Source organism: uncultured Arthrobacter sp. (genome assembly GCF_902805515.1).
Classification (GTDB): Bacteria; Actinomycetota; Actinomycetes; order Actinomycetales; family Micrococcaceae; genus Arthrobacter_D.
Genome location: NZ_CADCTE010000119.1, coordinates 25,209 through 37,789, shown reverse-complemented (window position 1 = coordinate 37,789; position 12,581 = coordinate 25,209). Strand labels below are relative to the sequence as shown.

General features: G+C 70.6%; 12 protein-coding genes and 1 pseudogene. 9 read left to right on the top strand and 4 right to left on the bottom strand.

Annotated elements, in window-relative coordinates; genetic code table 11:
• The 3 genes from rpmI to QZX79_RS10425 all read left to right on the top strand — a co-directional run.
• Positions 1-192 (top strand): 50S ribosomal protein L35 (rpmI, locus tag QZX79_RS10435; RefSeq protein WP_294568217.1); only part of this gene is annotated, 192 nt, incomplete at its 5' end.
• A gap of 92 nt (positions 193-284) precedes the next feature.
• Positions 285-725 (top strand): 50S ribosomal protein L20, encoded by a 441-nt coding sequence (gene rplT / locus QZX79_RS10430; protein WP_120166544.1) that lies wholly within the window; start codon positions 285-287, stop codon positions 723-725.
• 38 nt (positions 726-763) lie between these two features.
• Complete coding sequence (locus tag QZX79_RS10425) at positions 764-1,708, top strand: RNA methyltransferase (RefSeq protein WP_294568216.1); 945 nt, start codon at positions 764-766, stop codon at positions 1,706-1,708.
• Positions 1,709-1,738: 30 nt separating this feature from the next.
• Here QZX79_RS10425 and QZX79_RS10420 read toward each other — a convergent pair whose 3' ends face one another.
• Positions 1,739-2,962 carry an MFS transporter gene (locus QZX79_RS10420; RefSeq protein ID WP_294568215.1) on the bottom strand — a complete coding sequence of 408 codons (1,224 nt, stop codon included), beginning with the start codon at positions 2,960-2,962 and terminating at the stop codon, positions 1,739-1,741.
• 265 nt (positions 2,963-3,227) lie between these two features.
• On the opposite strand from QZX79_RS10420, the gene QZX79_RS10415 reads away from it, so the two are divergent.
• Positions 3,228-3,473, top strand: a complete 246-nt coding sequence (locus QZX79_RS10415; protein WP_294568214.1) for a hypothetical protein — start codon at positions 3,228-3,230, stop codon at positions 3,471-3,473.
• A 117-nt stretch (positions 3,474-3,590) separates the two neighbouring features.
• A pseudogene (locus QZX79_RS10410) lies at positions 3,591-4,037 on the top strand (NUDIX domain-containing protein).
• 89 nt (positions 4,038-4,126) lie between these two features.
• On the opposite strand, the gene QZX79_RS10405 reads toward QZX79_RS10410, so the two are convergent.
• On the bottom strand, positions 4,127-5,224 hold the full coding sequence (locus QZX79_RS10405; protein ID WP_294568213.1) for an Rv2578c family radical SAM protein: 1,098 nt from the start codon (positions 5,222-5,224) through the stop codon (positions 4,127-4,129).
• A gap of 50 nt (positions 5,225-5,274) precedes the next feature.
• On the opposite strand from QZX79_RS10405, the gene pcp reads away from it, so the two are divergent.
• The gene (gene pcp, locus QZX79_RS10400) at positions 5,275-5,931 is read left to right on the top strand and encodes a pyroglutamyl-peptidase I (RefSeq protein ID WP_366484897.1); all 657 of its coding nucleotides are present in this window, start codon (positions 5,275-5,277) and stop codon (positions 5,929-5,931) included.
• Between the two features lie 34 nt (positions 5,932-5,965).
• On the opposite strand, the gene QZX79_RS10395 is transcribed toward pcp, so the two are convergent.
• Positions 5,966-6,409 carry a DUF4157 domain-containing protein gene (locus QZX79_RS10395; protein ID WP_294568212.1) on the bottom strand — a complete coding sequence of 148 codons (444 nt, stop codon included), beginning with the start codon at positions 6,407-6,409 and terminating at the stop codon, positions 5,966-5,968.
• Positions 6,410-6,554: 145 nt separating this feature from the next.
• Between QZX79_RS10395 and pheS the strand changes: the two genes are divergently transcribed.
• The 3 genes from pheS to QZX79_RS10380 all read left to right on the top strand — a co-directional run bounded on the left by pheS (position 6,555) and on the right by QZX79_RS10380 (position 11,562).
• Positions 6,555-7,637, top strand: a complete 1,083-nt coding sequence (gene pheS / locus QZX79_RS10390) for a phenylalanine--tRNA ligase subunit alpha (protein WP_294568211.1) — start codon at positions 6,555-6,557, stop codon at positions 7,635-7,637.
• Positions 7,638-10,181 carry a phenylalanine--tRNA ligase subunit beta gene (gene pheT, locus QZX79_RS10385; RefSeq protein ID WP_294568210.1) on the top strand — a complete coding sequence of 848 codons (2,544 nt, stop codon included), beginning with the start codon at positions 7,638-7,640 and terminating at the stop codon, positions 10,179-10,181.
• A gap of 694 nt (positions 10,182-10,875) precedes the next feature.
• Positions 10,876-11,562: a neutral zinc metallopeptidase gene (locus tag QZX79_RS10380; RefSeq protein WP_294568209.1), complete on the top strand. Its 687-nt coding sequence runs from the start codon at positions 10,876-10,878 to the stop codon at positions 11,560-11,562.
• A 15-nt stretch (positions 11,563-11,577) separates the two neighbouring features.
• Here the strand turns inward: QZX79_RS10380 and QZX79_RS10375 are convergent, their stop codons facing one another.
• Entirely contained in the window at positions 11,578-12,543 is a 966-nt protein-coding gene (locus QZX79_RS10375) for a quinone oxidoreductase (RefSeq protein ID WP_294568208.1), read from the bottom strand.
• Between the last annotated feature and the right edge of the window lie 38 nt (positions 12,544-12,581).

Here is a 12,581-nt window from a genome sequence, read left to right as displayed (position 1 = left end):
CCGAAGATGAAGACCCACAGTGGCGCCAAGAAGCGCTTCAAGCTGACCGGCAGCGGCAAGCTGAAGCGCCAGCAGGCCAACCGCCGCCACTACCTCGAGCACAAGTCCTCGACGCTGACCCGCCGTCTGGCCAGCGACAAGATCGTCTCGAAGGCCGACACCAAGGTCATCAAGAAGATGCTGGGCGTCTAAGACCACACCAACCATTCCGTCTTCGGGCACCGCACAGCGGAGGGCACCGCGGCCAGCAGGCCGGACGGACGAACTACTGAAGGAGTACGCACGTGGCACGTGTGAAGCGGGCGGTAAACGCCCACAAAAAGCGTCGGGTTATTCTTGAGCGCGCCAAGGGCTACCGCGGGCAGCGTTCGCGCCTGTACCGCAAGGCCAAAGAGCAGCTGCTGCACTCGTTTGTGTACAGCTATGGTGACCGCCGCAAGCGCAAGGGCGACTTCCGCCGCCTGTGGATCCAGCGCATCAACGCTGCATCCCGCGCGAACGGCCTCACCTACAACCGCCTCATCCAGGGCCTGAAGGCCGCGGAGATCCAGGTGGACCGCCGCATGCTCGCCGACCTCGCCGTCACCGACGCCGCCGCGTTTGCCACGCTGGTATCGCTGGCCAAGGCCGCCCTGCCCGCCGACACCTCCGCTCCCGTTGTCGCGGAAGAGAAGGTCGTCAAGGCGCCCCGGGCCACCAAGGCCAAGGCCGCAGCGAAGGCCTAGGCCCGTTGCCGGCACCGCCGGCGGCAGCCTGAAATTTCATGAGCACATCCGGACGCCCCCAGGCACCAGCGATGACCAACCCCCGAGCCGATCGGGTGAGGGAGGTCGCGCGGCTTGCGGGGCGTCCGGGGCGTTTAAAGCGGCGGCAGTTCCTCGCCGAAGGCCCCCAGGCGGTCCGCGAGGCGCTTCGGCTCCACGCGCTGCGCGGGGCCTCCGGCGGGCAGGAGGTCGTCACCGAGCTCTTCGCCACCGGCGCTGCCCTCGAACGCAACCCCGACATCGCCGCGCTGGCCGACGGGCCGGGCCTGCCCGCCGCGCGGCTGGTCACCGACGAGGTCCTCGCCGAGATGTCCTCGACCGTCACCCCGCAGGGTCTCATCGCGGTCTGCCGCTACATCGACGTCTCCCTGGAAAGCGTCCTCGCGGCGCGTCCGAAGCTGCTCGCGGTGCTGGTCGAGGTCCGCGATCCGGGCAATGCCGGAACCATCCTGCGGGCGGCCGACTCCGCGGGAGCCGACGCCGTCATCCTCACCGCCTCGAGCGTCGACCTCTACAACCCGAAGGCGGTGCGCTCGACCGCCGGCTCGCTCTTCCACCTTCCCGTGGTGCTGGGAGCCGACCGGGACGAACTCCTTGCGGCACTGCAGGAGCACTCCCTGACGGTCCTTGCAGCGGACGGGTACGGCGACGTCGACCTCGATGCGCTCCAGGATGAGTCCTCCGCACGCCGGCTCGCCCCGGCCGGCGCCGCCGCCGGCGACGCCGGGGACCGGGCCCGGCTCGAAGAGCCGACCGCCTGGCTCTTCGGCAACGAGGCCCAGGGCCTTCCTGCCGACCTGGTCGAGGCGGCCGGACACCGGGTGGCCGTGCCAATCTACGGGCAGGCCGAAAGCCTCAACGTCGGCACCGCGGCCACCGTCTGCCTCTACGCCTCGGCCCGCGCCCAGCGCCGGACACTGCCGGACGCCTCTTTCCCCGCCTGAGCGGCCTGCTTCCGGGCCCTGCCTCCGGCCTCAGCCCACCGGTTCGAGGGTGCGTGCGTTGGCCCGCGCCGACCGGGCGTCCATCCTGCCGCTGGTCAGCGCCACAAGGAGCCCCACCACGGCCAGCCCCGCCCCGACCAGGGCCGGCGCCGTGAATCCCCAGCCGGCGGCAATGACCGCTCCGCCCACCGCCGCGCCCAGGGCGTTGGCGATATTGAGTGCGGCGTGGTTCAGCGAAGAGGCCAGCGAGGGCGCGCCGGGGGAGACATCGAGGAGCCTGGTCTGCAGTGACGGGATCAGGGAGGCGCCGCTGGCGCCGACCAGGAAGACGAACAGGAACGCCGTCGGCGGGAAGCGCATCGCCAGCGGGAACACCACGAGCACGACGACGATGACCGCCATGACCGCGTAGATGCTGCCCAGGACCGACCTGTCGGCGATCCGCCCTCCCACCACGTTGCCTACCAGCATGCCGATGCCGTACAGGGCGACGACCAGGGGCAGGACGCCCGCGGGCAGGTCGGTGACCTCGGTGATGATCGGGGAAATGTACGAATAGACGGCGAAGAAGCCGCCGAAGCCCACCGTGCCGATCAGCAGGGTCATCCACATCTGCGGACGGCGCAGCGCGGAGAGTTCGCTGCGGATGCTCGCGTCGGGGTGTACCTCCTGCAGCGGAACGAACCGTAAAACCAGAAGGACGGTGGCGACACCGGTGACCGCGACCAGCAGGAACATGGAGCGCCAGCCGAACTGCTGGCCCAGCCAGGTGGCGAACGGCACCCCGACCACGTTTGCGATGCTGAGGCCGACCATCACCATCGAGATCGCCCAGGCACGCCGGGTCGGCTTGGCCAGGGAGGCGGCGATCACGGCGGCCACCCCGAAGTAGGCGCCGTGGGGCAGGCCCGAGAGGAACCGGGAGAGCAGCAGCATGCCGTAGTCGGCGGCCAGGAATGAGAAGAGGTTGCCGAGCGTGAACACGCCCATGAGCGCCAGTGCCATGGTCCGCTGGCGCCTGCGCGCCCCGAGGGTCGCCAGGACCGGCGCGCCGACGACGACTCCGATGGCGTAGGCGGAGATGACGTGACCGCCCTGGCTGTAGCTCAGGCCGAGGTCGTCGACCATCTCCTGCAGCAGCCCCATAATGGCGAACTCGGTGGTTCCGATGGCGAAACCGCCGACGGCGAGGGCGGCGATGGCGAGGCCAAGCTGGCGGGGCGTAAGAGCGGCGGCGGGCCGGGAGGAAGACATAGACGACTTTCGGCGTGAAGTGGAGGTCGACGCCGGAGCTCCGGCGCGTGACGCCGTTGTCGTTTCCCACTGTAGTGCGGGCGGGAGGAGCGCGCAGGTTGGATCGGTCACAGCACCCCCGGCTCCCGGCACGAAGGCACCGCCCGGCAGCACCGCCCCGCCGGTGCCGGCCCCTCTCGCCGGTCTTTTTCCCACTCCTTTCCGGGACCGCGCCGCGCGCCGCGGGGTTCTGGTGCAAAACGGCGCGGTCTGATTGGCTTAAGGCATGAGTTGGCTCCACCCCAAAGACCAGTTGCCGGAGACCGAGCACCTCCGGGAGGACATCAATCTCCCCGAGGCGGGGCACGAGTCCGCCGGGGAGTTCTCCGAGGAGGCGTACACCTCGACCCAGCTCAACGCAGGGCAGTTCGTTCCCGGGCTGAGCCCGCACGGCGAATACCGGCACGAGTTCAACCCTGAGCACTTCGATGAGCCCGGCGACGGCCGGCTCGTCCCGCCCGAGGAGAGCTGAGGGGCAGGACGGACCCGGCGCTGGTGAGACCCGGCCCTGGTCAGACTCGGTGCTGGTGAGACCCGGCGCTGGTCAGACCCGGCCATGGTCAGACCCGGTGCTCGCTAGACTCGAGGCGTGACCCTACGCGAAACCGCCCCTGCGCTCCGACAGATCGTCGGCGCCGCCATCGTGGACTCCCTCTCCCGCCCCACCGCCCTCCTCGTGGCGCGCCGCACGGCCCCCGAGCAGTTCGCCGGCATGTGGGAATTCCCGGGCGGCAAGGTGGAGTCCGGCGAGAGCTGCACCGACGCCCTCCACCGCGAGCTGAGGGAGGAACTCGGTGTCGACGTGAGCCTCGGCGCCTAGGTGCACGGACCCCTTCCGGGCGGGTGGCCCCTGAATGCCACGGCGGTGATGCGCGTCTGGCTTGCCGAGGTGGCCCACGGCGACCCGCAGCCCCTCCAGGACCACGACGAACTGCGCTGGATCGACCTGGCCGACGCCCCCGCCCTGGCGGCGCTGCCCTGGATCCCGGCCGACCGACCCATCGTCAGCGCCATCCTGGAGCTGGCGGGCTCCTAGGCCGGCGCTCCTCGGCCGCCGCTTCTGGGGCGGCGTGCCGCCGGCAGCCCGGCGCGGGCCAGAACAGTGTCGGCCGGAACAGTGTCGGACTAGAACAGTGTCGGCTCGGCCTGCGCGGGCGGGGTGCGCGTGCCCGGCCGGTTCCGGCCGCCGGGCGGCTGGGGCCGCGCGCCTCCCGCAGGTCCCTCCCCGGCACCCTCCTGCCCGGCCGAAGCGCTGCGCATAAAGCCGGCTCCGGCCGCGAGGCCATGGAGCTTCCGGAAATAGCGGACCCTTCCGGTGAGCCACTGCGTGTACTCCTTCGAGGCGTAGGAACCGCTTCCGTAGAGGTCGCGGTACCGGGGGAGGAGGTGCTTGTGGTTCAGGGACAGCCAGTTCAGAAACCATTCCCGCGCACCCGGCCGCAGGTGAAGCGGTCCCGCCGTGACTCCGGTGGCGCCGGCCGCCGCCAGCGCCGCAAAGAGCCCGTCGAGGGCTTCATCGGTATCGGTGAGCCAGGGCAGGATCGGCATGGCCATCACTCCACAGGGAAGGCCGGCGTCCCGAAGCCTGCGGATCAGCCCGAGGCGCGCCTTGGGTGCCGGCGTCCCGGGCTCCACGGCTTCGGCAAGGGCCGCATCCGTCAGGGCCAGGGAAATGCCCATCCCCACCGGGACGGAGCCGGCGGCGGCGGTCAGCAACGGAAGGTCCCGGGCCAGGAGCGTGCCCTTGGTGAGGATTGAAAACGGCGTCCCGGAATCGGCGAGTGCGGTGATGATGCCGGGCATCAGGCGGTAGCGTCCCTCGGCCCGCTGGTAGGGGTCGGTGTTGGTGCCCATCGCCACGTGCTCGTGCTTCCAGGCGGACCGGGCGAGTTCCCGCCGGAGCACCTCCGGGGCGTTGGTCTTCACCACGAGCTGCGAATCGAAGTCCAGTCCCGAGTCGAGGTTGAGGTAGCTGTGGGTCTTGCGGGCGAAGCAGTACACGCAGGCGTGGGAACAGCCGCGGTACGGGTTGATCGTCCAGGAGAACGGCATGCCGGAGCCGGCGTGCACCCGGTTCAGCACGGACTTGGCAACCACCTCGTGGAAGGTGATGCCGGCGAACTCGGGGGTGCGGACCGTGCGGAGGAGCCCGGCCAGGGGCAGCAGCGGTTCGGTGCCGGTGACGGGCACGGCGGGGTCGGTCTTCTGAGCATCCCAACGCATTCCTGAATTAGAACACATATTCGAGGAAAAAGCAGGATAGGCGGGCCCGGATGGCCTACGCTGGTTTCATGATCCTCCTGACCGGCTTCGAGCCTTTCGGCGGCGAGGCCGTCAATCCCTCATGGTCGGCGGCCCGCGGCGCCGCCGACCGGCTGGCGTCCGAGGGGTACGAGGCCGCGGCGGTCGAGCTGCCGTGCTCCTTCGCCGAGGCGCCCCTGGTGCTCGCCGCTGCGCTGGAGCAGTTCCAGCCCCGGCTCGTGCTGTGCGCGGGGCAGGCGGGCGGCCGGAGCGCCATCTCGCTTGAGCGGGTGGCGATCAACCTCGTCGACGCGCGGATCCCGGACAACCGGGGGGAGCAGCCCGTCGACCGCCCGGTGCGGGACGGGGGACCGGCTGCCTACTTCACCTCCCTCCCGATCAAGGCGGCCCTCGCGCGGCTGACCGGGGCCGGGATTCCGGCGGAGGTCTCCCAGACGGCCGGCACCTATGTGTGCAATTTCCTCTTCTACGCCCTGATGGATCTGCTCGCCTCGCGGGAGGACATCGCCGGCGGCTTCATCCACGTGCCGTACTCGACCGGCCAGGGAGCCGTTCACGGCAAACCCGGCCTCGAGGTCGGCTCCATGGCGACGGCGCTCGCCCTCATCGCGGTCACGGCGCTGGAGAACCCCTTCGATATTGAGGTCCCCGCCGGCGCCGAACACTAGCCAGGATCACCGAAGGCCGGCGTCGCCCGTGCCGTCAGCGCCGGCGGATCACCGCGGCCGCGGCGGACCGCAGGCTGCGCACGGGGCGCTGCCGGTAGCCGCCGTCGGCCAGGCCCGCATGGCGTTCGAAGGGGTTGAGCGAGGCGGGATCCCCGGTGCGCAGCACCGACCATGCGGCGGCGGCGAAATACAGCGGAAGGAAGGGCAGTCCGAGGCAGGCGGCGTACTGCAGGCTGTGCCGGGCCTCATGGGCGAGCAGGGCCCCTCCCGCCCGTGAGCGGGGCCCGCGCAGGAACACGACGCTTCCCACGGTGAAGGCCCCGGCAATCGGCAGCCGGCCGGTCCAGCCTTCAGCGACGATGATCCCGCCGGGCCCGGGCGAGAGGGTGCACCCTTTGGCCCGGGCGAGCAGCAGTGCGCAGGGGGTCGAGAGGTTCAGCCAGTTCAGGGCGCTGGCCACTGCGCCGCCGGAGCTCATGCGGATATCCTAGTTCCCGGTCAATTAGACTGGCCATGCCGGGAAGTTGGTGTTCAACCGCTGCTCCCGGAACTTCCCCGATCGGCTCCGCAGGCTTCCTGCGTCCGCCGGACCCGCAAACGAGAGTGCTAGGTAAGCCATCCCGATGTCTAACTCCCACGAGCAAGTCGGCGCCGGGAGCCCCGGCGCCGAAATCCCCGACCCCCTTGATGCCGCGGCCGTCTCCGCGGCGGTCGACCGGGCCCTGGCCGACATCGCAGCGGCCGACACCCTCGATGCCCTCAAGGCGGTCCGGATTGCGCACACCGGTGAGAAGTCGGCCCTCAGTCTGGCCAACCGCGGCATCGGAGCCCTCGCCAAGGACCAGAAGGCCGCCGCCGGCAAGAACATCGGCCCCGCCCGCGGCAGGATCAACGCCGCGCTCGCCGCCCGCACCCTTGAACTCGAAGCCGAACGCGATGCCCGGATCCTCGTCGAGGAGGCCGTCGACGTCACCGCCGCCCCGCGGCGGCGGCGCATGGGCGCCCGGCACCCGCTGTCCACCCTGCAGGAACGCGTCAGCGACATCTTCGTCGGCATGGGCTGGGAGATCGCCGAGGGTCCGGAGCTCGAGTCGGAGTGGTTCAACTTCGACGCACTGAACTTTCAGCCGGACCACCCGGCGCGCGAGATGCAGGACACGTTCTTCGTCGAGCCGCCCAGCGCCCACCTGGTGCTGCGCACCCACACCTCCCCGGTGCAGGTGCGCTCCATGCTCGAACGCGAGCTGCCCATCTATGTGCTGTGCCCGGGGAAGGTCTTCCGCACCGACGAACTCGATGCCACCCACACGCCGGTCTTCCACCAGTTCGAAGGCCTCGCCATCGACAAGGGCCTGACGATGGCGGACCTCGTGGGAACCCTCGAGCACTTCACCCGGCAGCTCTTCGGAGCGGAGGCGAAGGTCCGCCTGAGGCCGAACTACTTCCCGTTCACCGAGCCGAGCGCCGAGCTGGACATCTGGCACCCCGGAGCCAAGGGCGGTCCGCAGTGGATCGAGTGGGGCGGCTGCGGCATGGTCAACCCGAACGTGCTGCGCGCTGCCGGGATTGACCCCGAGGTCTACTCCGGGTTCGCCTTCGGCATGGGGATCGAGCGGGCGCTCATGTTCCGCAATGAGGTCAGCGACATGCACGACATGATCGAGGGCGACGTACGTTTCAGCCAACACTTCGGGATGGAGATCTAAGTGAGAATCCCCCTTTCATGGCTGCGGGAGTTCGCAGCAGTGCCCGCCGACGCCACAGCGGAAGGCGTCCTGGCCGACCTTGTCACCGTGGGCTTCGAGGAGGAGGCGGTCCACCGTCCCGTTGACGAGCTGAAGGGCCCCATCGTCGTGGGCCAGGTGCTCAGTATCGTCAAGGAGCCGCAGTCCAACGGCAAGACCATCAACTGGTGCCAGGTGCGCGTCGTGCCCGAAGGCGCCGAGCAGCCCCTGACCGGTGAGGGCATCGACCCCTCGGGAGTGCAGGGCATCGTCTGCGGCGCCCACAACTTCGCCGAGGGCGACAAGGTGGTCGTGACCCTGCCCGGAGCCCTGCTGCCGGGCAACTTCGCCATCACCCCGCGCAAGACCTACGGCCACCTCTCGGCCGGCATGATCGCCTCGGTGCGTGAACTGGGCATCGGCGAGGACCACGACGGCATCCTGGTGCTCTCCACCCTGGGCCTTGACCCCGAGGTGGGCTCCGACGCCCTGGAGCTGCTCGGACTGTACGACGAGGCCGCCGAAATCAACGTCACCCCCGACCGCGGTTACGCCTTCTCCCTCCGGGGCGTCGCCCGCGAGTACGCCCACGCCACCGGGACCAAGTTCACCGACCCGGCCGGCGCAGTTACCGTCCCCGAGGCCGCCGGGCCCGGCTACCCCGTGCGGCTTGAGGATACGGCCCCGATCTACGGCCGGCCCGGCTGTGACCGGTTTGTGGCGCGCACCGTGCGCGGCGTCGATCCGACCCGGCCCACTCCGCCCTGGCTGGCCGCGCGCCTGCGGCTGGCCGGAATGCGCTCGATCTCGCTGATCGTCGACATCTCCAACTACGTGATGCTCGAACTGGGACAGCCGCTGCACTTCTACGACCTCGACCGGCTGTCCGGCGACATCGTGGTCCGGCGCGCCACCGAGGGCGAAAAGCTCAAGACCCTCGACGACAAGGAGCGCGCCCTCGACCCGGGCGACCTGCTGATCACCGACGCCTCCGGGCCGATCGGCATCGCCGGGGTGATGGGCGGTGCGGCGACGGAGGTCTCCGCAGCGACGGCGAACGTGCTGATCGAATCGGCCCACTTCGAGGAGGTCAGCATCGGCCGCTCCCGGCGCCGCCACCGCCTGCCCTCCGAGGCGTCGAAGCGCTTTGAACGCGGCGTCGACTGGCACGTCGCCGACATCGCGGCCCAGCGCGCCGTCGAACTCATCGTCCAACTCGCCGGCGGGACCCCCGACACCACCGTCACCGACGTCGGGACAGCCCCGGAGCCGCGCCGGATCGACCTGCCGGAGGGCTTCCCCGGCCGCCTGATCGGGCTCGACTTCACCCTGGAGCAGATCACCGGAACCCTCGAGGACCTCGGCGCCGCGGTCACGGCACACGACGGCGGTTACCAGGTCGTCCCGCCGAGCTGGCGCCCCGACCTCGAGACGCGCGAGGACCTCACCGAGGAGATCATCCGGCTCGTCGGCTTCGACAAGATCCCGTCCTCACTGCCGACGGCGCCTCCGGGGCGCGGCCTCACCCGCCTGCAGCAGCAGCGCCGCCGCCTCCTGAACGCCCTCGCCGCTGCCGGGCTCACCGAGGTGCTTTCCTACCCGTTTGTCTCGAAGGTTTCGAACGACACCTTCGGATCCGCAGAGGAGGGCGTGCCGGCCCGGGCCGTAAAGCTGGCGAACCCGCTCAGCGCCGAACTCGGGTACCTGCGCACCTCCGTGCTGCCGGGGCTGCTCGACATCGTCCGGCGCAACGTCTCCCGCGGGTTCCGCGACCTCGCCCTGTTGGAGACCGGACTGGTGTTCCTCCCGGGTGAATCCATGGGCACCGGGAGCATCCCGCCCCTCGGCGTGCGCCCGCCGGAGGAGGTGCTCGACGCCCTCTACGAAGGGATCCCGTACCAGCCGCAGCTGATCGCCGCAGTCTTCACCGGCCATGAAGCTCCCGCCGGCCCGGGCCTGGCGCCGCGGGCCTGGGACTGGGCCGACGCGGTGGATGCCGTGCGCCTGATGGGTGAGGTCACCGGCGTCGACCTCGTCGTCGAGCAGGGCGCGCACCAGGCCTTCCATCCCGGGCGCACCGCACGCATCCGGCTGCGCAGCGGGGAAGTCCTTGGCTACGCGGGAGAACTGCACCCGAAGCTCACGGCGGCCTCGGACCTTCCGGCCCGGACCGTCGCGCTTGAAATCAACGCCGACCTGCTGTTCGAGGCGGCCCCGGATGTCATCGTGGCGCGGGACCTCTCCGCCTTTCCGGCATCCACCCAGGACGTGGCGCTGGTCGTCGGGGACGACGTTCCGTCCTCGGCCGTGCTTGAAGCCCTGCGCGAGGGGGCGGGGGACCTCCTCGAGGACCTGAGCCTGTTCGATGTGTACTCGGGCCCGGGCATCGACGAGGGGAAGAAGTCCCTCGCCTTCGCCCTGCGTTTCCGCGCACCGGACCGCACGCTCACCGTCGAGGAGGCGAGCGCCGCCCGCGGCTCCGCCATCGCGGTGGCCGCCGAACGGTTCGGCGCCTTCCAGCGCTGAGGCACGACGGCGGTACCGGGGCGGCTCGCCCACTCCCGGTGCCGCCGGCGCCCTCCGGCGAACTGCTTCCCCGCCGAAGCTGGGGGAAGTCTGTCACCGACGCGTCACGTAACCGGCTTCCGGGCCCAGCGCGGGCACTCCGGCCTAAAATTGTTACGACGGCAACCACTCCGGTTGCGATGGTGAACCTTTGGGCCCGGCTCCCTTCCCAACGGCCTCTGATCGAGTGGGAACCGGGACGTTTCAGGCGGTGGCGCGCCTCCACCAATGAGGCGGGCCCGGGGAGGCCCAAGGCACCTCGACATCCCTGTCGGAAGCCCAAGCAATGCCCGGTACCCGCCCTTTATCCGCTGGCCTGCCCGCCCTCTGCCTGATTACCGCCGGCCTGCTGGCGCTCTGCCTGATCACCGCCTGTACACCGCCTCCAGCGCGGCCAAGTGCACCGGAGGGTTCACCGTCAACGGCCGGAACGTCCTCCCTCTACGGGAGGGGAGGGGCCCGGGACCATGCCCCGAAGCGCTGGTACACTACATCCGCGCCTGCGCGACCGGCGGAGCCGACCGATGCCGGGCCGGTTCAGGATCGGGGGTGCACCCGGGGGGATGAACCCCCCTGCCTGCTGGCTCTGACCCAGGCGGCGCCGAGACGGCTGCCCCCCGCCAGCGGGATCGACGATCCGGCGGTCCCCGCGGCCGTGCGGGCCTACCTTCTGACGGTGCTCCGGGACCTCGACCGGAAGTGGACTGCCTGGTTCGACGAGAACGGCTTCGGGAAACCGGAGGTCTACTACACGATGATCCGCGAGGGGAAGACCCATGCCTCGAACTGCAGGAATCCCCGCACCCTGCACCGCATCGCCGTCGAGCACGACCACCCCAACGCCTATTACTGCCCGGCGGATCCCTACGACCCCGGGGACCCCACCGGCGCCCTGGGCACCAGCGACTCGGACAACGGCATGATCATCCTGCCCGTGACAACCCTCCAGCGGCTGTGGGACGCCGACCGCGGCGCAGGAGGCACCGGCGACTTTGCCGTGGCGTTGGTCCTCGCCCACGAATTCGGCCACCATGTGCAGGACGAACTGGCGATCCACTGGTTCGAGAAGTTTGCCGTCCCGATCCCCGAATTCACCGGAGCACACAAGGAACTGATTGCCGACTGCTTCGCCGGTGCCTGGGCGGCCAGCTGGCAGACCCCCGGCTCCCTGGGGGCGCCAGCCGTCAATCAGGCACTGGCCTCGGCCGCGGCCATGGGGGCCCGCCAGCCGGGTGCCGGGTACGGATCGGGCAGGGAGCGGCGGGAGGCGTTCCTCCTGGGGGCCGCCGGAAAAGGTTTCGCGAGCGGCCCCCAGGCCTGCCTCACGGTGTACTGGGGCTGATCCCTCCGCCGGGGCTCAGGGGATCAGGAGCACCTTCCCGGTGGTCCGGCGGCCCTCAAGGTCCTCATGGGCGCGCGCGGCCTCCGCCAGCGGATACCTCGCCCCGACGCGGACCTTCAGGGCGCCGGTGGTGATGGCACCGAACAGCTCGCCGGCCCGCCAGCGGCGCTCCTCGGCGGTGAGCAGGTAGTGGGCGACCGACGGCCGGGTCAGGAAGAGCGATCCGCCCCGGTTCAGGCGCTGCGGGTCGAGCGGGGGGACCGGGCCCGACGCGGCCCCGAAGAGGACCATCGTGCCGCGTACCCGCAGCGAGTCAAGCGAGCCGTCGAAGGTGCTTTTGCCCACCCCGTCGTAGACGACGTCGACGCCGGTGCCGCCGGTGAGCTCCCGCACCGCCCCGGCGAACCCGTCATACCGGAGCACCTCGTCCGCCCCGGCCCCGCGGGCCAGCTCCTCCTTCTCCGCGGTGGACACCGTCGTGATCACCCGTGCGCCCTTGGCCTTGAGCAGCTGGATCAGCAGCAGGCCCACACCACCGGCCCCGGCGTGGGCCAGCACCGTCTGGCCGGAGGCCACCGGGAACGTGGAGTTGATGAGGTAATGCGCCGTCAGGCCCTGCAGGGCGGCCGCGGCGGCCGTCTCCAGGTCCACGCCGTCGGGCACCGGCAGCGCCTTGTCCGCCTCCACCAGCGCGTACTGGGCGTAGGTGCCGGTGCCTTCGGCGAAGGCCACCCGGTCTCCCACAGTGAATCCCGCCGCCGCTGGGCCGAGGCCCACGACGACACCGGCAGCCTCGCCGCCCAGGGGGAAGGGAAGCTTAACGGGGTAGGCGCCGCTGCGCTGGTAGGTCTCGATGAAGTTGACGCCGGCCGCGGCGACCTCGACCAGCAGTTGGGTGCCCTGCGGCTCCGGGCGCGGCACCTCGGTGCTGGAGAGGACTCCGGGCCCGCCGGTCTCGGTGAGGACGATGGCCTTCGCCATGGGGAACTCCGTTCGTTGGGGTGAATCCTCATGCTAGG

Excerpts from the sequence above, each read along its gene's own strand:
- QZX79_RS10425 (WP_294568216.1), top strand. The coding sequence starts at position 764 with ATGAGCACATCCGGACGCCCCCAGGCACCAGCGATGACCAACCCCCGA.
- QZX79_RS10420 (WP_294568215.1), bottom strand. The coding sequence starts at position 2,962 with ATGTCTTCCTCCCGGCCCGCCGCCGCTCTTACGCCCCGCCAGCTTGGC.
- QZX79_RS10415 (WP_294568214.1), top strand. The coding sequence starts at position 3,228 with ATGAGTTGGCTCCACCCCAAAGACCAGTTGCCGGAGACCGAGCACCTC.
- QZX79_RS10405 (WP_294568213.1), bottom strand. The coding sequence starts at position 5,224 with ATGCGTTGGGATGCTCAGAAGACCGACCCCGCCGTGCCCGTCACCGGC.
- pcp (WP_366484897.1), top strand. The coding sequence starts at position 5,275 with ATGGCCTACGCTGGTTTCATGATCCTCCTGACCGGCTTCGAGCCTTTC.
- QZX79_RS10395 (WP_294568212.1), bottom strand. The coding sequence starts at position 6,409 with ATGAGCTCCGGCGGCGCAGTGGCCAGCGCCCTGAACTGGCTGAACCTC.
- pheS (WP_294568211.1), top strand. The coding sequence starts at position 6,555 with ATGTCTAACTCCCACGAGCAAGTCGGCGCCGGGAGCCCCGGCGCCGAA.
- QZX79_RS10375 (WP_294568208.1), bottom strand. The coding sequence starts at position 12,543 with ATGGCGAAGGCCATCGTCCTCACCGAGACCGGCGGGCCCGGAGTCCTC.